This window comes from Williamsia limnetica (assembly GCF_003217475.1).
GTDB lineage: Bacteria > Actinomycetota > Actinomycetes > Mycobacteriales > Mycobacteriaceae > Williamsia > Williamsia limnetica.
Map to the genome: position 1 here is coordinate 197,631 of NZ_QJSP01000001.1, position 19,586 is coordinate 217,216.

At 63.5% G+C, this 19,586-nt stretch carries 19 protein-coding genes and 1 pseudogene; 9 read left to right on the top strand and 11 right to left on the bottom strand.

Annotated features, from left to right (window positions below):
• Positions 1-13 precede the first annotated feature (13 nt).
• The 6 genes from DFR67_RS00945 to DFR67_RS00970 all read left to right on the top strand — a co-directional run bounded on the left by DFR67_RS00945 (position 14) and on the right by DFR67_RS00970 (position 5,169).
• Complete coding sequence (locus tag DFR67_RS00945; RefSeq protein ID WP_110467551.1) at positions 14-700, top strand: VOC family protein; 687 nt, start codon at positions 14-16, stop codon at positions 698-700.
• Positions 701-952: 252 nt separating this feature from the next.
• Positions 953-1,816 (top strand): UbiA family prenyltransferase, encoded by an 864-nt coding sequence (locus DFR67_RS00950; RefSeq protein WP_158539866.1) that lies wholly within the window; start codon positions 953-955, stop codon positions 1,814-1,816.
• A gap of 68 nt (positions 1,817-1,884) precedes the next feature.
• Positions 1,885-2,151: a DUF1905 domain-containing protein gene (locus DFR67_RS00955; protein WP_110467553.1), complete on the top strand. Its 267-nt coding sequence runs from the start codon at positions 1,885-1,887 to the stop codon at positions 2,149-2,151.
• Positions 2,152-2,221: 70 nt separating this feature from the next.
• Positions 2,222-3,103 carry a DUF1295 domain-containing protein gene (locus DFR67_RS00960; RefSeq protein ID WP_245937638.1) on the top strand — a complete coding sequence of 294 codons (882 nt, stop codon included), beginning with the start codon at positions 2,222-2,224 and terminating at the stop codon, positions 3,101-3,103.
• Entirely contained in the window at positions 3,100-4,260 is a 1,161-nt protein-coding gene (locus DFR67_RS00965) for an FAD-dependent oxidoreductase (RefSeq protein WP_110467554.1), read from the top strand. The genes DFR67_RS00960 and DFR67_RS00965 overlap by 4 nt, the downstream gene beginning before the upstream one ends.
• A 525-nt stretch (positions 4,261-4,785) precedes the next feature.
• Positions 4,786-5,169, top strand: a complete 384-nt coding sequence (locus DFR67_RS00970; protein ID WP_110467555.1) for an STAS domain-containing protein — start codon at positions 4,786-4,788, stop codon at positions 5,167-5,169.
• A 9-nt stretch (positions 5,170-5,178) separates the two neighbouring features.
• Here the strand turns inward: DFR67_RS00970 and DFR67_RS00975 are convergent, their stop codons facing one another.
• The 6 genes from DFR67_RS00975 to DFR67_RS01000 all read right to left on the bottom strand — a co-directional run bounded on the left by DFR67_RS00975 (position 5,179) and on the right by DFR67_RS01000 (position 11,701).
• Positions 5,179-6,351, bottom strand: coding sequence for a metallophosphoesterase (locus tag DFR67_RS00975; RefSeq protein ID WP_110467556.1), 1,173 nt, complete (start codon positions 6,349-6,351; stop codon positions 5,179-5,181).
• Positions 6,352-6,492: 141 nt separating this feature from the next.
• On the bottom strand, positions 6,493-7,077 hold the full coding sequence (locus DFR67_RS00980) for a TetR/AcrR family transcriptional regulator (protein WP_110467557.1): 585 nt from the start codon (positions 7,075-7,077) through the stop codon (positions 6,493-6,495).
• Between the two features lie 7 nt (positions 7,078-7,084).
• Positions 7,085-8,188, bottom strand: coding sequence for an NAD(P)-dependent alcohol dehydrogenase (locus tag DFR67_RS00985; protein WP_110467558.1), 1,104 nt, complete (start codon positions 8,186-8,188; stop codon positions 7,085-7,087).
• A gap of 106 nt (positions 8,189-8,294) precedes the next feature.
• Positions 8,295-10,679, bottom strand: coding sequence for an ATP-binding cassette domain-containing protein (locus DFR67_RS00990; protein WP_110467559.1), 2,385 nt, complete (start codon positions 10,677-10,679; stop codon positions 8,295-8,297).
• 156 nt (positions 10,680-10,835) lie between these two features.
• Complete coding sequence (locus DFR67_RS00995) at positions 10,836-11,246, bottom strand: VOC family protein (protein ID WP_110467859.1); 411 nt, start codon at positions 11,244-11,246, stop codon at positions 10,836-10,838.
• Between the two features lie 5 nt (positions 11,247-11,251).
• Positions 11,252-11,701, bottom strand: a complete 450-nt coding sequence (locus DFR67_RS01000; protein WP_110467860.1) for a helix-turn-helix transcriptional regulator — start codon at positions 11,699-11,701, stop codon at positions 11,252-11,254.
• 323 nt (positions 11,702-12,024) lie between these two features.
• Between DFR67_RS01000 and DFR67_RS01005 the strand changes: the two genes are divergently transcribed.
• The 3 genes from DFR67_RS01005 to DFR67_RS01015 all read left to right on the top strand — a co-directional run bounded on the left by DFR67_RS01005 (position 12,025) and on the right by DFR67_RS01015 (position 13,942).
• Positions 12,025-12,726, top strand: coding sequence for a class I SAM-dependent methyltransferase (locus tag DFR67_RS01005; RefSeq protein ID WP_245937639.1), 702 nt, complete (start codon positions 12,025-12,027; stop codon positions 12,724-12,726).
• A 74-nt stretch (positions 12,727-12,800) separates the two neighbouring features.
• Positions 12,801-13,424: an FMN-binding negative transcriptional regulator gene (locus DFR67_RS01010; RefSeq protein WP_110467561.1), complete on the top strand. Its 624-nt coding sequence runs from the start codon at positions 12,801-12,803 to the stop codon at positions 13,422-13,424.
• Between the two features lie 134 nt (positions 13,425-13,558).
• On the top strand, positions 13,559-13,942 hold the full coding sequence (locus tag DFR67_RS01015; RefSeq protein ID WP_110467861.1) for an SRPBCC family protein: 384 nt from the start codon (positions 13,559-13,561) through the stop codon (positions 13,940-13,942).
• Positions 13,943-13,982: 40 nt separating this feature from the next.
• On the opposite strand, the gene DFR67_RS01020 is transcribed toward DFR67_RS01015, so the two are convergent.
• The 5 genes and pseudogenes from DFR67_RS01020 to DFR67_RS01040 form a co-directional block, all read right to left on the bottom strand.
• Positions 13,983-14,966 carry an ornithine cyclodeaminase family protein gene (locus tag DFR67_RS01020; protein WP_110467562.1) on the bottom strand — a complete coding sequence of 328 codons (984 nt, stop codon included), beginning with the start codon at positions 14,964-14,966 and terminating at the stop codon, positions 13,983-13,985.
• Positions 14,967-14,992: 26 nt separating this feature from the next.
• Entirely contained in the window at positions 14,993-15,919 is a 927-nt protein-coding gene (locus DFR67_RS01025) for an ABC transporter permease (RefSeq protein ID WP_110467563.1), read from the bottom strand.
• A pseudogene (locus DFR67_RS01030) lies at positions 15,916-17,019 on the bottom strand (ABC transporter permease). The gene DFR67_RS01025 and the pseudogene DFR67_RS01030 overlap by 4 nt, the downstream one beginning before the upstream one ends.
• A 29-nt stretch (positions 17,020-17,048) precedes the next feature.
• Positions 17,049-18,569 carry an ABC transporter ATP-binding protein gene (locus DFR67_RS01035; RefSeq protein WP_110467564.1) on the bottom strand — a complete coding sequence of 507 codons (1,521 nt, stop codon included), beginning with the start codon at positions 18,567-18,569 and terminating at the stop codon, positions 17,049-17,051.
• A 13-nt stretch (positions 18,570-18,582) separates the two neighbouring features.
• On the bottom strand, positions 18,583-19,581 hold the full coding sequence (locus DFR67_RS01040; protein WP_245937640.1) for a BMP family protein: 999 nt from the start codon (positions 19,579-19,581) through the stop codon (positions 18,583-18,585).
• Positions 19,582-19,586 lie beyond the last annotated feature (5 nt).

Sequence of the window (19,586 nt, forward strand, 5' to 3'; positions counted from 1 at the left end):
GGTTCGATGAGTCATGACTGATCAGGCGAAGACAGCCCTGGGATCGTCGGTTCTCGAGGTCGCCTGCGATGACCCTGAAGTGTCCGAGGTGGCCTACCGGCTGCTGCTGGAAAGCGATCTGCAGGTGCGCAACGGATCGGTCGAGTTGGCCCGTACCACAGGGCCGCACCGGGCTTTCTTTGCCGTCGAGGATCATGTCGCGACGACCAAACTCCTGCGTCGCCGAGGACTGGAACTCGACGAGGTGACCCCGACGCGGACGGCATGTGTTGGTGTTCCATCGGTAGGTGTGGTGGCGATGTCGGAGTTTCCACGCCGGCCGGTCGTCGGGGACATCGAGTCGATCGACCATCTCGTCTTCAACGCTGTGAACAGAGACGCCGCCGTCGCTTTGTTCGCCGGCTCGCTTGGGCTCGACTTCCGGCTGGAGCAGCGCATCCACGACGGGATCCACCAGCTGTTCTTCCGCAGCACAGAGGTGGTGGTAGAAGTTGTGATCGGCGCACCCGACTCGGACCCGGACGCCCCGGCGACGCTGTGGGGAATCGCATGGCGATCGCGCGACATCGCTGCCACCCATCGGCGACTGTCGGACGGGGGAATGGCCTTGAGCGAGATTCGCATCGGCCGCAAGCCCGGCACCAGCGTGTTCACGATCCGGGAACCCGCCTTCTGCCTTCCAACGCTGGTGCTTGGTTGAACCGGGCGCGACCCGAGTGCGGCCGGGCGTACGTCAGGTGTGGCTGACTGCCGGGTGCGCACCCGACATCTGCAATGCAGCGGTCACGCCAACGGCCCGCACCACGAGTAAACTCACGCGCGTCTGTAGGCGGTGCAGTGCACACCTGCCGTGGTACGGCGCACTCGGCGCGGAACTCGACTTCGATACGGGGAGCGAATGTTGCGGTTTGAAGGGAGTCCGGTGCGGGAAGCGACGCCCCGTTGGAGCCTGATGCGGGAAGTTGCAATCACGGTCCGGCTCAATGCAGACAACGTCTGGGTTGCCAGTCTGCCACCGCTGCTGTTCACCCTCACTGCAGCGCTGCGTTTCGAACTGTCTGGATTCGATCTCGCCGTCGCAATGGTCCAAGGCGTGGTGTGGTCGCTGTTGTTCATCTACACCTTCGACACGGCCAACCAGGCGGGTGGTTCGCAGGAGGACCACACCAACAAACCGTACCGCCCCATTCCTTCGGGTCTGGTCACGCCCGAAGGCATGTGGCGCCGGAGCTACGTCGGCGCCGTGCTGTTCCTGACGTTGTCGGCATTCCTGAGCCCGGTCACCTGTGTTGCGGCGATCGTGTGGGTGGCAACGGTTCAGGTGACGCATCACCTCCTCCAGCCCCGGCACTACCGGTACTGGAAGCCGGTGACCACCTGGATCGGAGCCGTCGCGCAACTCGCGGGAGCATGGGCGATTGCTCATCCGCTCGATCAGACCGGCTGGTACTGGACGCTGGTCGTGGCGACGATGTTCATCATCCCGCTGCCGATCGAAGATGTGAGGGACATGCCAGGAGATGAACTGTCCGGGCGCGTGACCTTTCCCCTCCGGTACGGGGCCGCGCCTGTGCGACGGTGGTTTGTGGTGATGATGACGCTGTGGCCACTTCTGGCGTGGCTCGTCTTGTTCCGCGAGAGCGACGCGTCGACCACGGCGATCGTGACGGCCACCGCAGCAATGGCTGCCCTGTGCTGGCCGGCAGCTGTTCTGACGGGATTGCGGGACACTTATCAGCGCAATCGTCTGGCGTACAAGTTGTACAGCTTTGTCCATGTCCTTCTCGTGGTCTGCGCCCTGTTGCTGTTGTCCTGACCGGCGACCGATGAGTTCCGGGATCTCGGGTTGTCAGACTGAAGACAAGATCTACGTCGGAGGTCACCATGCTCGACAAGACGTTCACAGAGACGCTGCGGAAGAGCCCGAACAAGGGCGGTTGGACCTACGTCGTGTGGCCGGAGTCGGCGGCGTTCTTCGGGACCCGTGGCTTGGTGAAGGTGCGCGGAACCGTCGACGGTCACCCGTTCACGAGTTCGTTCATGGCACTGGGGGATGGCCGGCACAAGCTGCCGATCCGAGCCGACCTCCGTACCGCACTGGGCAAGGAGGCCGGTGCGACGGTGACGGTGCATCTGACCGAGAGGTTGTGACGACCCGGCGGTGAGCAGGCCTGGTGAACCTACCTCGGGCAACGCCGCCGAACTGGCAGTATCTGCAGTCGTGAGTAGAAGTGCTTCTTTCGTCCGTGTCGGTGCGGCGTATGTGGCCGCCCTCGGCGTTGCCGCCGTATGGCTGACCATGGGCCCTGACACGACCTGGCTCTGGCTCGATACCCTCATCGCAGACCTGTTGGCCACGCTGGTGATCTTCGGTTTCAGTCGGGCGTACAAGAATTCGAGTTTCTACGACGCGTACTGGAGCGTCGTTCCACCGGCACTGCTGATTTATTGGTGGGTGGCGGGTGATGCCGGCCTCGGCGAGGTCCACTGCTGGTTGATCTTCATCGTGGTCGGCGCCTGGGCCGTCCGGCTCACCGGGAACTGGGCCTACGCCTTTCCCGGTCTGCACCATGAGGATTGGCGGTACGGCATGCTCCGCGCCCGTGCGGGGCGTTGGGAGTTCGTCACCGACCTGGTTGCCATCCATGTCATCCCCACCTTGCAGGTGTTCCTCGGGATGGTCCCGGTCTATGTGGCCGTCACCCGAACAGGCGACCAGCTGCTCTGGCTCTCGACCATCGCGTTCGTGGTCGGGATCTGTGCCGTGGTCCTCGAGTACGTCGCCGACGGGCAGATGCATCGGTTCGTCCGCGATCGCCGCCCCGGACAGGTGATGGATCAGGGCCTGTGGAGCTGGTCTCGTCACCCCAACTACTTCGGCGAGTTCGGTTTCTGGTTCTCGTTGGCGATCTTCGGGGTGGCAGCGGCACCTGCCGACGTGTGGTGGCTGTTCGCGGGCGCCGCCGCGATGCTGGCAATGTTCCTGGGGGCCAGCATTCCGATGATGGAAGAACGCAGTCTCGAGCGGCGGCCGGACTACCAGTCGGTGATCGACCGGGTATCACGGTTCGTACCCTGGCCTCCGCACAAGGTGACTGTGTGAGCCGGCCGCGCGTTGTCGTCGCGGGCCTGGGCGACACAGGAATCCTCACTGCGATACACCTGGCGCGGCACACCGATGTCGTGGGGATCTCGGTCAAGACTGGTCTCGTCAGCGGTCAAGAACTGGGGATGAGGTTGTCTCGCCCCGCTGACTGGAGCCGCGACTACTGGACGTCGTTCGAGCGTTTCCGTGGACTCGATCGGATACGAACAATGCACGGTGAACTGACCGGGGTGGATCTGGCGGCCCACACCGTCGAAGTCCGGAATCTCGACGGCTCCGAGTCCCACGTCGAGTACGACACCCTGGTCATCTCGACCGGGGTGACGAACGGGTTCTGGCGCCGCCCGACGATGCAGTCATCATCGGAGATCGAGACAGATCTTCGCAGCGCGCACGACCAACTGGCTGCCGCCGAAACCGTGATCGTGGTCGGAGGCGGGGCGGCTGCGGTGAGCAGCGCGGCCAATCTGGCCGCCCGGTGGCCCGCCAAGCGGGTCGACCTGTACTTCCCGGGCGACCGAGCACTACCGCGGCACCACCCGCGGGTGTGGCGACAGGTGCGGCGCCGGCTCGAGCAGGTCGGAGTGAGCTGTCACCCGGGCCACCGGGCTGTGGTGTGGCCCCATCATGCGGACGCCGGCAGCGGTTCGGTCGCCGATCACCTGACAAGAGGGACGGTGGCGTGGACAACAGGGCAGAATCCGGCGGCGGCCGACGCGGTGCTCTGGGCGATCGGCCGAGTCGTTCCCAACACGGGTTGGCTTCCTGAAGAGGTCCTCGACGAGGGGGGATTCGTCCGAGTCTCGGACGATCTGCGAGTGCTGGGTCAGCAGCATGTCTTCGCAATCGGAGATGTCGCAGCGACCGACGAGTTCAGGACATCTGCCCGGAATCGAGCCGACAAGCTATTGGCGAAGAACATCCGAGCGGACCTCGACGGTCGACGGCTTCGCGCTTATCGCCCACAACAGAAGCTCTGGGGCTCTGTGCTCGGCATGCAGTCCGACGGGCTGGAGGTTTTTGCACCCAGTGGGCACAGGGTCAGGTTTCCGTCATGGTCGGTCGAGCGGGTTGTGCAACCGCTGATAGTGCGACGGATCATGTACGGAGGAGTGAGACCACGGGGCACAGGGGCGGGACTAAACCTGCCATGACACTGCGCCGGGCGGCGTCATGGCAGGCGATGGTGCCGGGACAGTGACTTCGGATGCCGTGTGGCATCGAATATCAGCTCGACCCGGCGATTGTCACGGCAATCCGGCCAGGAAGAAGCTCAGCACTTCGACAGCCCATGGATTCGAGTTGAGAAAACCTTCGATGGCGACGTCTATCGGAGACACTTCGGAAGACCCACTTTCCTCATCTGATGTTCGGCGGACTCACAACATACCAGTGAGTAACTTCCCGCTGGACGATCAGCAGCCCCTGAACGCACCGCGATCGGATACCGATTGAATGTCCGATTCGGCAATCGCCGAGTCGCCTGTGGGGCGATCGGGTGCGGGAACGCCAGGCAGCGCGTCCGTTATTGATCTGTTACCTGATGTCACGGTTGCGCGCCGAATGCGACCAATGGATTGTGTTGTCCGCCTGCGCTTCTTAAGGTTCGAACCAAGACCCTGTCACAACGCGGCGGAGTACTTGCTCAAGTTTCAGCGTCAACCCCGAAGGGCCGAACCATGACGAGCGATTTGTTGCCCACCAACGCCGATTCCCGCCAGACGGCTTCCTTCCATCCGGCGAAATGGGCCTTCTCGGTGTCCGTCGACGCCGTCACCGACCGACACGCGCTGGTACGTGTGCACGGGGACGTCGACATGCTGACCTCGCCGCGACTACTTGCCTGCATCAACGATGCCATCGTCGGCTACTCCGAGGTCACTGTTGACCTCTCGGATGTCAACTTCTTCTCGTGCGCGGCCGCGGAGATCATCCTGGCCGCTTACACGCGTCGGCCGGAGGGGTTCCGCATCCTGGCACCGTCCCGAGCTGCTCGCCGGGTGCTCGACCTGTTCGAGAACGACCGCCTGTTCTACGACATCGGTCTCGAGTCGCGGCCGTGACCCGAGCTGTCACTCGGGGCGGATGAGCGTCAGAATCGTGATCTCCGGGGGCGCGCCGACCCGGACCGGTGGGCCCCAGGCCCCGGCGCCGCGCGTGGTGTACAGCACGGTGTTGCCGACGCGATCAAGGCCCTGAACCGAAGGTTGTTGCAGGGGAACGAGGTACCGGATCGGCCACATCTGGCCACCATGGGTGTGGCCCGACAGTTGCAGATCGATTCCGAGATCAGACGCTTCGAAGGCCTGCCGGGGCTCGTGAGCGAGCAAGAGAGCAAACGTATTCGGATCTCGACCGGCGAGCGCGGCGGGCAGATCCGGCTCATACGGCTCGGGTGACGAATAGTCGTGGATGCCGACCAGGTCGATGGTCGCACCGTCCCGGTCGATCGGCACGCGTTCGTTCCGAAGCGTACGTACGCCCAGCCGGTCCCACACATCCAGCCAGCGGCCACCGTCATCGGCATAGAACTCGTGGTTTCCGCTGACACCGAACACCCCCAGCGGTGCGGCGAGATCTGCCAGCGGTTCGAGATCGGCGGCGACTTTCGCGACGGTGCCATCGATCAGGTCCCCGGCGATCACGATGAGATCGGGTCGCTGCTCGTTGACCTGATCGACGACGCGCTGGGTGAATTCGCGACCGCGGGTGGGCCCCACATGGAGATCGGAGATGAGGGCGACACGCAGGCCCTCGAACTCGGGTGGCAGACGGCGCAGCGGAACCCGGACTCTGACGATGCGTGGCCGCGCCGCCTCCACCACGCCATACGCGGCGGTGCCTATCGCACCGACCGCGACCACCGCCGTGGCGGCCTGCAGCACACGCCGCCGACTCGGTCCGGTGGGCTCGAGCTCGGGTGCGTCGGTGGATCCCTTCCGTCGACGCATCCACCGCACGAGCCGGGTGAGGAGAGAGGCCACAGCGATGAGGAGCAGACCGAGGATGAGGTAGAACACCGCAGCCAGCCAGACCATGCCCACGAAGCCGGGAATACGAGCCCAGCCGGGATCGAAGACCTCGCCGCTGCCGATGCCGACGATGACCAGCGCCCACAGTACGACGAGTGCCGCGTCGACGATGATGGACCACGGTCGCCTGAGGCCGGGGGCACGTACGAGACGCCGGTGCAGCCAGAATGTCACGAGGGCCAGGACGGCACCGAACATCAACAACCGCGTCATGAAACCAGAATCTTCGGGACCGTCATTGGATCCATGGTGGCAGAAACGAGCGCGAAGACCCGATTCGGCAGTTCAGCCGGTCGCTGACCGCGTGAGCATGCTGCTCGCGGCATTCGCACGATGAGGAGAGGCGGGTTCGTCTCACACCGGTCTCGGCCACCAGGGAGGCATCTGGTCTCGAACAGAGTCCGCCCATCGGACTTCGTCCTCGTCCTCGTCCTCACCACAGACCCACGCTTCCATCGACGCGGTGAGTCCGCCCGCGGCGAAAGGAATCGCCACGTCCGCATCGACACCGGCTGCCACGCCATGCGAGATCCAGATAGCCAGAGCGACTCGGAGCCGGCGGTCGAACATGTCTGTCAACGCCCGTCGCAGCGAGGACGACCCGTTCGACAGAAAGGCTGCTCGGAACAAGTCCCGGTCCCGAGTGGCGACCCCGTACGCGGAGATCAGGGTCTTCTGGAACTCCACAGCGACCTCGCTGATCGAGAGCCCCGTCAGGTCCGGTATCTCGAGGGGTTCCTCGACGGCCTCGACGAGCATTGCCGTGAGCAGCTCGCCCACGCTGGAATAGTGCGTGTAGAAACTGGTGCGTTGCACGCCCGCGGCGCGACACAGTTCGCTGACCGAGAGCTCGTCCAGCGGAGCGCCGATGACGCATTGGCGCAACGCAGCGCGCAGGTCTTCGACGGTGCGTACGGTGCGCGGATCGCGAGCAGCCATCAGAAGGTCACGGCATGGTCAGCACGGCCTTGACCGTGACGCCCGATTGAGTGTCGGCAATGGCCTGGTCGATGTCGTCGAATGCGTACCGCGTGATGAGCTCATCGAAAGGGAACCTGCCTGCACGGTACAAAGCGATCAACTCAGGGATGAAGACCTGCGGGACCGAATCACCCTCGATGCCACCGACCAGCGTCTTACCGGCTCCCGAGACCAAACCGAGTGGCATCACGGCATCTGGTTTGGGGACTCCCAGCAATGCGATGGTCGCCCCGAAGCGGGTGGAGTTGATCGCATCGGCGACCACCGACGGAATCGCGGTCGTGTCGATCGCGTATCCCGCACCTCCGCCTGTGATCGCATGGATCGTTGTGACGACATCCTCCGAGGAACCGTTGACAGTGTGGGTGGCACCCAGCTTCGTCGCGAATTCGAGGCGCTGATCGAGGACGTCGACGGCGATGATCGTGGTGGCGCCGGCAATCCGCGCGGCCATGATCGCGGACAGCCCCACGGCCCCGGCCCCGGTCACGACAACGCTGGCCCCAGCGGGGACATCGAGTGTATTCAGGACCGTTCCGGCTCCGGTCTGGATGCCGCAGCCGAGAGGTCCGACGATGTCGAGGGGCACATCCTCCGGGATCTTGACAGCATTGTGGGCGCTGACAATTGCGTGGGTCGCAAAAGAGGACTGTCCGAAGAACGATCCCCGGATCACTTCGCCGTCCGTGCCCTCGATCGTGGTGGTTCCGTTCTCACGGACACCGGCGACGTTCAGCAGCAGAAAGTTCGCGCAGTATGCCGCCCGGCCGGTGAGACAGTTGTCGCAGTGACCACAGGCGGCAAAAGAGAGCCCGACGTGATCGCCGACCCCGAACCCGGTGACCGCGGCGCCGACCTGTTCCACGACGCCTGCACCTTCGTGTCCGAGAACCATCGGCAGAGCGGCCGGTATGTGACCGTGAACAACCGCGAGGTCGGTGTGACAGAGTCCTGTCGCCACGATCTTCACCAAGATCTCGGTGGGTTCGAGTTCGTCGAGCACCACCTCTTCGAATGTGAACGGGGAATCGACGTTACGCAGGACCGCAGCGTTGGCGGAGGTGGTCATAGAGATCTGCCTTTCGGAGAGCGGCGTCGCAACACCGCGACCACATCACTGTAGACCCACTTTCTGACAGGTGTCGGAAAATCGGGAAGCACACACAACGGGTCGATCAGTTCCCGACATACGCCGCGAGATGCTGCCCGGTCAGCGTCGATCTGTCGGCGACGAGATCGGCAGGCGTGCCCTCGAAGACGATTCGACCACCGTCATGGCCGGCTCCGGGACCGAGGTCGATGATCCAATCGGCATGCGCCATGACGGCCTGGTGATGTTCGATGACGATCACCGACTTGCCGGACTCGACGAGACGATCAAGCAGCCCGAGGAGGTTCTCGACATCGGCGAGGTGCAGGCCGGTCGTCGGTTCATCGAGAACGTAGACCTCGCCCTTACCTGCCATCTGGGTTGCCAGTTTGATTCGTTGCCGTTCGCCACCGGACAGTGTCGTGAGAGGTTGACCTAGTTTGATGTACCCGAGGCCAACGTCGGCTAGACGTTCCAGGATTTTGTGCGCGGCAGGTAGTTTCGCTTCGCCATCGCCGAAGAACTCTGCGGCCTCGGCCACGGACATCCCGAGCACCTCGCTGATGTCGCGACCACCGAAGGTGAACTCCAGTACGGCCGCCTGAAACCGCTTGCCGTCGCACTCCTCGCACCGGCTCGCCACCCCGGCCATCATGGCGAGGTCGGAGTAGATGACCCCTGCGCCGTTACACGTGGGGCAGGCGCCCTCGGAGTTGGCACTGAACAGTGCCGGCTTGACCCCATTCGCTTTCGCGAAGGCCTTGCGAATCGGCTCCAGCAACCCCGTGTAGGTGGCAGGGTTGCTGCGGCGCGAGCCTTTGATCGGCGTCTGATCGACTGACACCACCTCATCCAGGCCGGTCACGGAACCCTGGATCAGCGAGCTCTTGCCCGATCCCGCGACGCCGGTCAGCACGACCAGAACGCCGAGCGGGATGTCCACGTCGACGTCCTGCAGGTTGTGGGAGTCGGCGCCGCGTACCTTCAGGGCGCCCGAGTGCTCGCGGACCGCTTCCTTCAGCGCGGCCCGGTCATCGAGGTGATGCCCGGTCAAGGTGTCGCTGGCCCTCAGGCCCTCCACCGTGCCTTCGAACATCACCTCACCGCCTTCGGAGCCCGCACGGGGTCCCAGGTCGACGACATGGTCGCCGATCGCGATCGTTTCCGGCTTGTGCTCGACCACCAACACCGTGTTGCCCTTGTCGCGCAGCCGAAGCAGGAGATTGTTCATCCGCTCTATATCGTGCGGATGCAACCCGATGGTCGGTTCGTCGAACACGTACGTCACATCGGTCAAGGACGACCCGAGGTGCCGGATCATCTTGGTGCGCTGCGCTTCACCACCCGAGAGGGTGCCCGAGGGCCGATCGAGCGAAAGATATCCCAAGCCGATCTCCACAAAGGAGTCGAGCGTCTGCTGCAGTGTGGACAGCAATCCGGCCACCGACGGTTCGTCCAACCCGCGCACCCACTGCGCAAGATCGCTGATCTGCATGGCGCATGCGTCGGCAATGCTGACCTTGTCGATCTTCGACGATCGGGCCGCCTCGCTCAGCCTCGTGCCGGCACAGTCCGGACACGTCGCGAATGTGACCGCGCGTTCTACGAATGCCCGGATATGGGGCTGCATCGCGTCGACGTCTTTCGAGAGGAAAGACTTCTGGATCTGCGGGATGAGACCTGAATAGGTCAGATTGATGCCGTCCACCTTGATCTTGGTGGGCTCGCGATAGAGCAGATCGTTCAATTGCTTTTTCGTGAACTTCGCGATCGGCTTGTCCGGGTCGAAATATCCGCACCCACGGTAGATGCGCCCATACCATCCCTCCATGCTGTAACCCGGGATGGTGATCGCGCTTTCGTTGAGCGATTTACTCGAGTCATACAGCGCGGTGAGGTCGATATCGGAGACTGAACCCCGCCCCTCGCAACGCGGACACATACCACCGGTGATGCTGAACTCTCGACGTTCTTTCGTCTCACGACCACCACGTTCGATGGTGACAGCACCGGCGCCCGAGATCGATGCAACGTTGAAGGAATACGCCTGCGGCGACCCGATGTGTGGTTTGCCCAGGCGGCTGAACAGGATTCTCAGCATTGCATTGGCGTCGGTGGCCGTGCCGACGGTCGAGCGCGGATCGGACCCCATCCGTTGCTGATCGACGATGATCGCCGTCGTCAGACCGTCCATCACATCGACTTCGGGGCGCGCGAGCGTGGGCATGAATCCCTGGACGAACGCACTGTAGGTCTCATTGATCATGCGCTGCGACTCGGCGGCGATGGTGCTGAACACGAGCGAACTCTTTCCGGATCCGGACACGCCGGTGAACACCGTCAGCCGCCGCTTCGGTATCTCGACGCTGATGTCCTTCAAATTGTTGACGCGTGCGCCCTGAACCCGGATCAGGTCGTGGGTGTCGGCAATGTGCTGGGAAGACTGTCGCGAAACTTTTCTGGTGGCCATGTGGCTACGGTCTCCAAATCGTCGGCAGGGCCGCGAACAACGAACCCTGAAGGTGGCGGCTGGCTTGATCTAACCAGCACGGGAGGGCTACCCGGCCAACTCGACCGATCACGGTGCCGACCCGCTGAAGAGGAAGACTCTCGAGCGAGTGAGAACTCAGCGCTTTTCTTGGATACGAATCATGTTGCCTGCAGGATCGCGCAGTGCACAGTCGCGAACACCGTACGGCTGCGCTGTCGGCTCCTGGACGATCTCGGTGCCTCCCGCCTGCAGCTTCTCGAAGGTGTCGTCGAGGTCGGTGGTGGACAGCAAGATGCTGCCGTACGTACCTTTCGCCATCATCTCCTCGATGGTGCGGCGTTCGGCGTCGGTGGTGCCGGGATCGGCGGCGGGTGGGTGCAGCACGATGGACACGTCGGGCTGACCAACCGGACCGACTGTGAGCCAACGCAAGCCGTTGTAGCCCACGTCGTTGCGTAGTTCGAAGCCGAGCGTGTCTCGATAGAAGGAGAGGGCGGCCTCTGGGTCGTTCTGCGGCAGGAAACTGGAGTGGATGCTGATGTTCATGACGGTCACGTTAGTTGCGGCGACGAGACCGGCGCTTCTCGATTCCTGATCGGTCTCGTCACCTGTTTCGCCACGCACGACGGCATTCCGGCAGTGGCGAGGGCCGCGTCGCGCCGATACACGCTGGGCGGGACCCCGACCAGCTCTGTGAATCGGGTACTGAACGTGCCGAGAGATGAGCAACCGACCGTGAAGCACACTTCGGTGACACTGAGGTCGCCGCGGCGCAGCAACGCCATCGCCCGCTCGATTCGCCTGGTCATCAGATATGCGTATGGCGACTCTCCGTACGCACGCTTGAACTCGCGACTGAGGTGGCCGGCCGACATGTTCACACCGCGGGCCAGCGCCTCGACGTCGAGGGGTTGGGCATGTTCGCGATCGATCCGGTCGCGAACGCGGCGAAGCAGCGCGAGGTCACGCAGGTGCTGAGCGTCGGCGGGTCTGCTGGTCACCTGACTGATCGTGCCATCTGACACCGATCGAAGACCAGTACCGAACGCTCAGCGGCCCTGAAGGCAAACACCGAGACGTAAAATGTGGAAGGCAAAACGTCGCCAAATGAGTTTCTGGAAACTCCGGTGGGGCAGATATGCCTGGTCCCAGGTTGATATGCAATAGTTGACGACGAAGGCGGGAAACGCCGACGCAATATGGCGGGTACCAATACGGTGAATCGGTCGAGGCGGCGCGTCATTTAGATTGGGCGACACCGAATCGGACAAGTGGGATGGGTGGGGGATCAGGCATGGTTAATTTCTCATGGCCGATAACACGAGTGAAGCAAACTCGATATGGACATTCGGTTGAATCGCGACAACGTGACGACGATCCCGGTTCACCGAATTCGATAGTCGACCTGAAGACCTGGAATGCCGAGTCGGCCCCCGATGCGGATCGGTGGAACTACAACACCCACTATTACCGGCTGACCGACAAGGCGATGAAGCCCGGCGCCCAGTCCATCTTGGACTTCGGGTGCGGGGAGGGGATGCTCGCTCGACGACTGAGGTGTGGTTACCCCCACGTTGTGGGTATCGACCCTGATGAGAGCAGTATTCGAGCAGCTCGAGAGCAATCGGGCGACGACATCGATTACATCTGCGGGGACGCGCTCGAGTATCCGTTCGAACCCGAGTCTTTTGACGCGGTCGTGTCCGTGGCAGTACTTCACCACATCGATGCTGAACGGGGACTCAAACGTATGGCTGAGCTCGTCAAACCGGGCGGCACCGTAATAGTCGTCGGCTGCGCGAGCAGTGAACGACCACGCGATTTGATCAGCGACCTCACGTCGACCGCGGTAGCGCTCGTAGTTCTCAGTCGACATAAATTATGGAAGCACCCTTGTCCGGTTGTCTGGCCGCCACCGATCACCTACCGGGAAATGAAACGGCTCGCGCAGGAACTGTTACCGGGGTCGAAATATCGGCGACACCTGTTGTTTCGGTATTCGATCTCTTGGACCAAACCGCTCTGAAAAGAATTGGCGCAAAATACCGCTGTCGGCGTCAACTCTGGTGGCTCGAGTGCGTCCGTTATATTTGTCGGGTGATGTACATCCCGCGCAAGTTTGCGTTGTCCGAGGCCGACACCGACGAGGCGTTGACCCGGGCAGGCTTTGCACACCTGGTGACTCCCGGCGTCGACGGGCTCCAGGTGACACCGCTGCCCCTGCTGTACGACAGGGCCAACCACTCGCTCGTGGGGCACCTCGCCAGGGCGAATCCGCATTGGCGCGGCGTCGGTCAAGGTGTCGAATCGGTGGCGATCTTCAGCGGTCCGCAGAGCTACATCTCGCCGAACAACTACGCAACGAAGGCGGAGACGGGGAAAGTCGTCCCCACGTGGAATTACGAGGTACTCAACGTCTATGGCCAGGTCGTCGTACACGACGACCTGGCCTGGCTGCGTGAGCACGTCTCCGCGCTCACCGATACCCATGAACGCGATCTGCCCGCGTCGTGGCAGGTGTCGGATGCGCCGATCGAGTTCACCGAGGGACAACTCAAAGCCATTGTGGGTGTGCAATTGGTGATCGACCGGGTGGAGGGCAAAGCGAAGATGTCGCAGAACCAACCAGTGCGCAATCGCGCGGGAGTGGTCGAGGGCTTGAAAAGCTCCGGCCGCCCCGACCAGGATGTCGTTGCGCGGCGGGTGGCGCACTTCGACCGGTGATCAAACGGCAGACGGCAGGAGCTAATCAAGCGCATTGCTCGAACAAGGGGCCGATGCTGCGGTATCGGTGGCCGCGTTTGGACGATCGCCGCGTTGGCTATGGCTGCCACATGTACCTGCGATTTCGTCATCGAATGCCGTCTGTCGAGCTCTCGATAGCGGCGCCTGCCTCCGCTGTGTGGGACGTGCTGGTGGACCTGCAGGCCTGGCCCGAGTGGGGTCCCACGGTCTCTGGCGCCGAGCTCGATGGACCGGGACCGTTGGCTCTGGGCGCTCGAGGCAAGGTGTGGACGCCCGTCGGTGTGCCGCTTCCGTTTGTCATCGATGATTTCGTCGATGGGCGATCGTGGAGCTGGCGGGTTGCGGGTGTGTCTGCCACTCGGCATGAAGTGATACCGACGCGCACGGGCTGTGTCTTGAGCTTCGGTGTTCCCGTGTGGGCGCCCGCCTACCTGGCCATCATGGCCGTCGCGATGCCGCGCATCGCAAGGATGGCGGCAGATCGCGAGACGGATTGATGGACTTTCGTTGTTGCGTCGCCCACACAGGAAATCGGCCTCAGACGTTCAGCAGCACTGACGAGCCGGCGCCCTGTGCTGTGGCCGCATCCACCAGTGTGCGTGCCGTCACCAGGTCCTGAAGGCCGATCCCGACGGAGTTGAACAGGGTCACCTCGTCGCGCGAGCGCCGACCAGGCCGAGGGGAAATGATGACGTCACCGAGTTCGACGCCGACATCGCCGGCAGCCAGATGCCCTTCGGCGATGGCCAGCAGCACATCTCCCGATTTGCTCAATGCGGTTGCCGTGCTGTCCACGATCAAACGTGCATTCCCCATACCCGGTCCGTCGATCTCGCGATGGTCTGGCCGCGGCGGTGCGCCCACGGCGTTGAGATGGAGCCCGGGGTGGAACCACGCACCTTCGACGATCGGGGTATGCGATGGGGTGAGGGTGCACACGACGTCGGCTGAGGAGACAACACTCCGCGGCGACTCGGCGTTTTCGATCTGGAGATCGAGATCTGTTGTGCGTTGCCGAAATTGGTCAATGGTCGCGGTCGACCGTGACCACACGAGCACCTTCTCGATGGGTCGGATGGCACAGATCGCACGAGCGTGCTCGACGGCAAGTGTGCCCGCGCCGATCAAACCCAGGGTGGAAGATTCCTCGCGGGCAAGGTGCGCGGTTGCCACCGCGCTCGCGGCTGCCGTGCGGATGGCGGTGATCAGTCTGCCGTCGAGAACTGCCTCACACTCGCCGGTCCGTGCCGACATCAACAGAATTGTCGAGCGTTGACCGGGTAGTCCGCGTGCGACGTTGTTCGGCATGTCCGACAACATCTTGACGACTCCGGCGCCCGATCGGCGAGAGGTGGCGACCATGGGCAGGGCAGTCCCGCCGTCGATCAGAGGCAGTTGTGAGGGTGCGGGGTTGACCGCATCGCCGGTACTGAGGTCGACGTGGGCCTGTTCGACGGCTCGATAGACAGAAGTGCGGTCGATCAGGGCATCGATATCGGAGTGGGTGAGTATCAGAGTCATGACTGTGCCTTAGTGGTGAGTAGAGATCAGGAGCGGCCGGCGTATGGAACGGTGAGGCAGGACGGTGCCCGTCTGCCTCCGACGACACCACTGATGGCGACGATGGCGATGAGGTAAGGCAGCATCACGAGTACGGCAAAGGGAATATCGACTCCCACCGCAGGTAGGGCGAACTGCAACGCTCGAGCGACGCCGAAAAACAGGCACGCCCAGACGATGCCCAGTACCTTCCAGCGGCCGGCGATGACTGCGACCACGGCCAGGTAACCGAGACCGGCGGTCATGTTCTCGCTGAACGACTGCACCTCGGACAATGCCAGCTGTGCCCCGGCGAGGCCACCGGTGGCGGAAGCGAGCAGCACACACAGTGCGCGGATCTTGTTGACTGACAATCCGGTCCAGCCGGCGGAGACAGCATCTTCGCCGACGGCGTCCACCCTGACACCCGCCATGGTCTGTCTCGAGAAAACCACGGCGATGGAGATCACGATGGCCACGCACACATAACCGAGCAGGGACTGCCCGAACAACGCGGGCCCCACGACGGGGATATCGGTCAGGACGGGTATGTCGACGCCGGAGAACCCGGCTACGCCCTGCCCCTTCCCGCCATCGAGCAGGATCCTCGCACCGTACGTGGTCAGTCCCAGCGCCAGGGCATTGCTTGCGATACCGACGACGATCTGATCGGCGCGGAACCGCACGGTGAGCAGCGCCTGCACCACACCGAAGACCAGGGTTGCGAAGACGCCAGCAAACACACCGAGGATTGCCGACTCGGTTGCAGCCGAGGCCAGGACACTGGCGAAGGCGCCGGTCAGCATCATGCCCTCCATGCTGAGGTTGAGCACCCCGGCCCGTTCACTGGTCGACTCGCCGGTGGCGGCAACGATCAGCAGGATCGCGAAAGCAACACCGCTGGTGAAGATCTGGGTGAGCATGTCGATGTTCATAGGTGCGCCTCTTCAGGGGCTTCGGTGAGGGCAGGGGTAGATCTGGCCCGCGGTGGTCTCGTTCGCGCGGTCGTGGTCCACAACGTCGCCCCGGCAATGAGGATGATCAGCACGCTTTGCACCACGGTGACGGTGGCTGACGGGACGCCCGCAGCCAGTTGCAGATTGATGCCACCGGCAACCAGAAAGCCCAGAAACACCGAGACCGCCGCGACGGCGGCCATCGACCCGCGGGCCAGCAGTCCGACCACCAGGCCGGTGAAGCCGAAACCCGAGGAGAACCCTTCCGCGAGCACGAACGGCGCCGAGGTCACGAGTATGCCGCCGGCCAGGCCGGAGAATCCACCTGCCGTCGCGAGACCGAGGAAACGCACCCGGCCGACGCCGATCCCGAGCCGGGCCGAAGCGCTCGGTGACAGGCCGACCGACCGTAGTCGCAGACCGATCGAGCTGTGGCGCAGCACGATTCCGACCACGGTGAGCGCGAGGAGGGCGAGGACTATCGCGACCGTTGCGGGAGATCTCGTCAGACCCAGCAACGGCAGGTGGCTCGACTCGTTCAGCGATTCTTACTGGGGGAGTGTCTCGGACGAGGTGACGGGCTGCCGCAGCAACGCCGGCTCTTGAACCATCAGGACCACCAGTGCCAGCCCGACGAAGTTCAGCAGCAGCGTGGTGATGATCTCGCTGGTTCCGCGACGGATGTAGAGCCAGGCCGCGATGGCTGCCCAGCAACCGCCGGCAAGCACGGCCGCAAGGAGGGCGAGTGCGACACCGATCCAGACCGGCATCGACCCGGGCACACTGACGCCCACCGCGGTTGCAGCGATACCTCCGAGGCACATCTGGCCTTCGCCGCCGACGTTGACCAAACCGGCGCGGTAGGCAACGGTGAATCCGGCCGCGATGAACATGATGATCGCCGCATTGTTCAACGACGTTCCGATCGCGAAGGGGGAGCCGAGGGTCCCCTCGATGAGTGCATCGATCACCTCGCCGGGTCCCGCTCCCGCACCGGCCGCCAGCGCCAACCCGACAGCAGAGGCGAGGAGAAGGGCCACGGCTGCAACCGACAGCGGATTGCGCAGCCGGTCGCGCATTGCCCTGCGGCCAGGTCTGTTCAGCGCCTTCACGCGGCGACTCCCATCATCAATTCACCGATCGCGCTCGAGGCCGTCGGTGATCCGGCATCGACCGAGCCACGAATGCTGCCCCGGTAGGCGACCACGACGCGCGAGCACAGAGCGATGAGTTCATCGACCTCGCTGGAGATCACCAGTACCGCCGCACCGGTGGCAGCAGCGTCGCGTAGACGCTCGAGGACAGACGACACCGCTCCGACATCGAGTCCTCGCGTGGGCTGCGCCGCGACCACGATACGTAGACCCGGAGTCGACAGTTCTCTGGCGAGAACGACTTTCTGCTGATTTCCGCCCGACAAGGTCGCTACGGGGGCGTCGGGCCCGTCGGCACGAATCGAGAACTCGGATATCGCCTCCGTGGCATCGTCTTTCATCTGCCGACGATTCAGTAGGCCCCAGCGCCGATAGGAGTGGAGCCGCGCGAGCGCCATGTTCTCGGCAATGGAGAGTTCAGGGATCACGCCCTCGGCATGACGGTCCTCTGGAATGACTCCGACGCCTGCGGTGGTGCGCTGGGCCGGTGTCAGCCCCGTGATGTCAGCGCCGTCGAGGTATACCGAACCGCTGTCCGCTCCGATCGAACCGGCCAGTATCGCGGCCAGTTCCGATTGACCGTTGCCTTCTACACCCGCTATGCCGACGATTTCGCCAGGACGCACGGCCAGGTTGACGTCTGCCAGCGCGATGCTGCCGTCCGACCTGGTCAGGTTGATTCCCTCGATGGTCAGACAGGCAGCATCGGTGGTAGGTCGCGGCGGCGGGGCCTGCGCTGCATCGACCGGTTGGGCACCGCCCAACATCAGGTCCAGCAAGGTGCGCAGCGGTGTCTGAGACAGTCGCCCGCCACCGGCGACCGAACCGTCACGCAGCACCGTCGCCGAGTCGGCCGCTCGGCTCACCTCGCCTAGCTTGTGGGTGATGAGGACCACCGATTTCCCGTCCGCCGCGAGGGCGGCACAGGTTCCGATCAGCGAGTCGATCTCTGCGGGGTCCAGAACGGCGGTTGGTTCGTCGAGCAGGATCAGCGACGGCTCCCGAAGCAGGGCCTTGACTATTTCGACACGCTGCCGGGCACCGATCGGCAGCTCGCTCACCCGAGCCGCGGTGTCGACCGTCAGCCCGTAAGAATCGGCAATTCGCTCGAGGCCGCGCTTGACAGCGCCGCGGGGTGGACGAAGGCCATTCCGCCCGAGTAACAAATTGTCCTCGACGGTCATGGTGGGAATGAGGGAGAAGTGCTGGTGGACCATCGCGACGCCGGCGTCCAAGGCAGCTGCGGGCGTTCTCGGACTGTATTTTCGACCGCTTATGGTCATCGAGCCCCGGTCAGGAGCCACAGAGCCGTAGACCACATTGCACAGTGTCGATTTTCCCGCGCCGTTCTCTCCGAGGATGCAGTGCACGGATCCGCGCTCGACCGTCATGGTGATTCCATCGAGCGCCCGGACGTTGCCGTACGACTTACCTATCCCGTCGAGGGTCAGCAGAGGCGAGGTTGCAGTTGTCATCGTCTGTCCCGAGTCAGTACGGCTCGACGGCGCCGGACACCAGCGCAGCCTCCGCATCGGTCAGGGCTTTGGTGACCGCGGGGTCGGCGGAGCATGGGATGAAATCACTGCCGCCTTTGTCCGTGGTGAAACCGAATGGCACCTGTGCTGCGGTCCAGGTGTCGGCCAGGGTCGAGGTGACGGCGTATTCGATCTCGGTACCGATATCGGTGCGCACGAAACCTGCGTAGACGGTATTGGCGCAATCGCCCGGAATCGGCCCGCCAACCATGCGATTGCCTGAATCGCGGCCCGCTTGCTCGATGCCCTGCTTGCCGAGATTGACGATTTGTCCGAGGACGTCGGCACCGCCCGCGTAGGCGGTCCCGGCGGCCTGTTTCGCCTTGGCCGGGTCGTTGAAGTCGCCCACATACTGCGGATTGAGAACCTTGACATCAGGTCGGGCGAACGTCGCCCCATTGGCGAAGGCTCTGGCGGCGTTGACGATCGCAGGCAGTTCGACGCCTCCGACGAATCCGACTGCGCCACTGGTTGACGATGCAGCCGCCACTGCCCCGGAAAGGAACTCGGCTTCCGCCTGTTGCGGGTCGTAGTACGCGAGATTGTCCATCGGCTCGGCATCGGATGGACCACCGATTTCCACGAACTTGACGTCGGGGAACTGCGGTGCAACCTTCCGCACATCAGCGTCGGTCTGCCCGCCTACGGAGATGACGAGCTCGTTCTCGGACGCGAAGCGCTGCAAAGCCTGCTGGTAGTCGGCAGGCGAGACCTGCTCCACATAACTGAGTTCGACCCGGTCGCCGAGCGTCTTCTCGAGCTGTTGGTAGCCGAGGTAGCCCGACTCCATGAAACCGGTGTCGGTGATGGAACCGGGGAAGAAGACACCGACGGAGAGACTTCCGCCGTCGGTGTCCGCACCGGAGGTGCCGCAGGCCGACAGTCCCATCGTCATGATTGCTGCTGCTGCGAGCGCCAAGGGCACCCGCGGCATGGTGTTTCGTGTCTTCATGGTTT

Coding starts and splice junctions, on each gene's coding strand:
- DFR67_RS00945 (WP_110467551.1), top strand. CDS start 14: ATGACTGATCAGGCGAAGACAGCCCTGGGATCGTCGGTTCTCGAGGTC.
- DFR67_RS00950 (WP_158539866.1), top strand. CDS start 953: ATGCGGGAAGTTGCAATCACGGTCCGGCTCAATGCAGACAACGTCTGG.
- DFR67_RS00955 (WP_110467553.1), top strand. CDS start 1,885: ATGCTCGACAAGACGTTCACAGAGACGCTGCGGAAGAGCCCGAACAAG.
- DFR67_RS00970 (WP_110467555.1), top strand. CDS start 4,786: ATGACGAGCGATTTGTTGCCCACCAACGCCGATTCCCGCCAGACGGCT.
- DFR67_RS00975 (WP_110467556.1), bottom strand. CDS start 6,351: ATGACGCGGTTGTTGATGTTCGGTGCCGTCCTGGCCCTCGTGACATTC.
- DFR67_RS00980 (WP_110467557.1), bottom strand. CDS start 7,077: ATGGCTGCTCGCGATCCGCGCACCGTACGCACCGTCGAAGACCTGCGC.
- DFR67_RS00985 (WP_110467558.1), bottom strand. CDS start 8,188: ATGACCACCTCCGCCAACGCTGCGGTCCTGCGTAACGTCGATTCCCCG.
- DFR67_RS00990 (WP_110467559.1), bottom strand. CDS start 10,679: ATGGCCACCAGAAAAGTTTCGCGACAGTCTTCCCAGCACATTGCCGAC.
- DFR67_RS00995 (WP_110467859.1), bottom strand. CDS start 11,246: ATGAACATCAGCATCCACTCCAGTTTCCTGCCGCAGAACGACCCAGAG.
- DFR67_RS01010 (WP_110467561.1), top strand. CDS start 12,801: ATGTACATCCCGCGCAAGTTTGCGTTGTCCGAGGCCGACACCGACGAG.
- DFR67_RS01015 (WP_110467861.1), top strand. CDS start 13,559: ATGCCGTCTGTCGAGCTCTCGATAGCGGCGCCTGCCTCCGCTGTGTGG.
- DFR67_RS01020 (WP_110467562.1), bottom strand. CDS start 14,966: ATGACTCTGATACTCACCCACTCCGATATCGATGCCCTGATCGACCGC.
- DFR67_RS01025 (WP_110467563.1), bottom strand. CDS start 15,919: ATGAACATCGACATGCTCACCCAGATCTTCACCAGCGGTGTTGCTTTC.
- DFR67_RS01035 (WP_110467564.1), bottom strand. CDS start 18,569: ATGACAACTGCAACCTCGCCTCTGCTGACCCTCGACGGGATAGGTAAG.
- DFR67_RS01040 (WP_245937640.1), bottom strand. CDS start 19,581: ATGAAGACACGAAACACCATGCCGCGGGTGCCCTTGGCGCTCGCAGCA.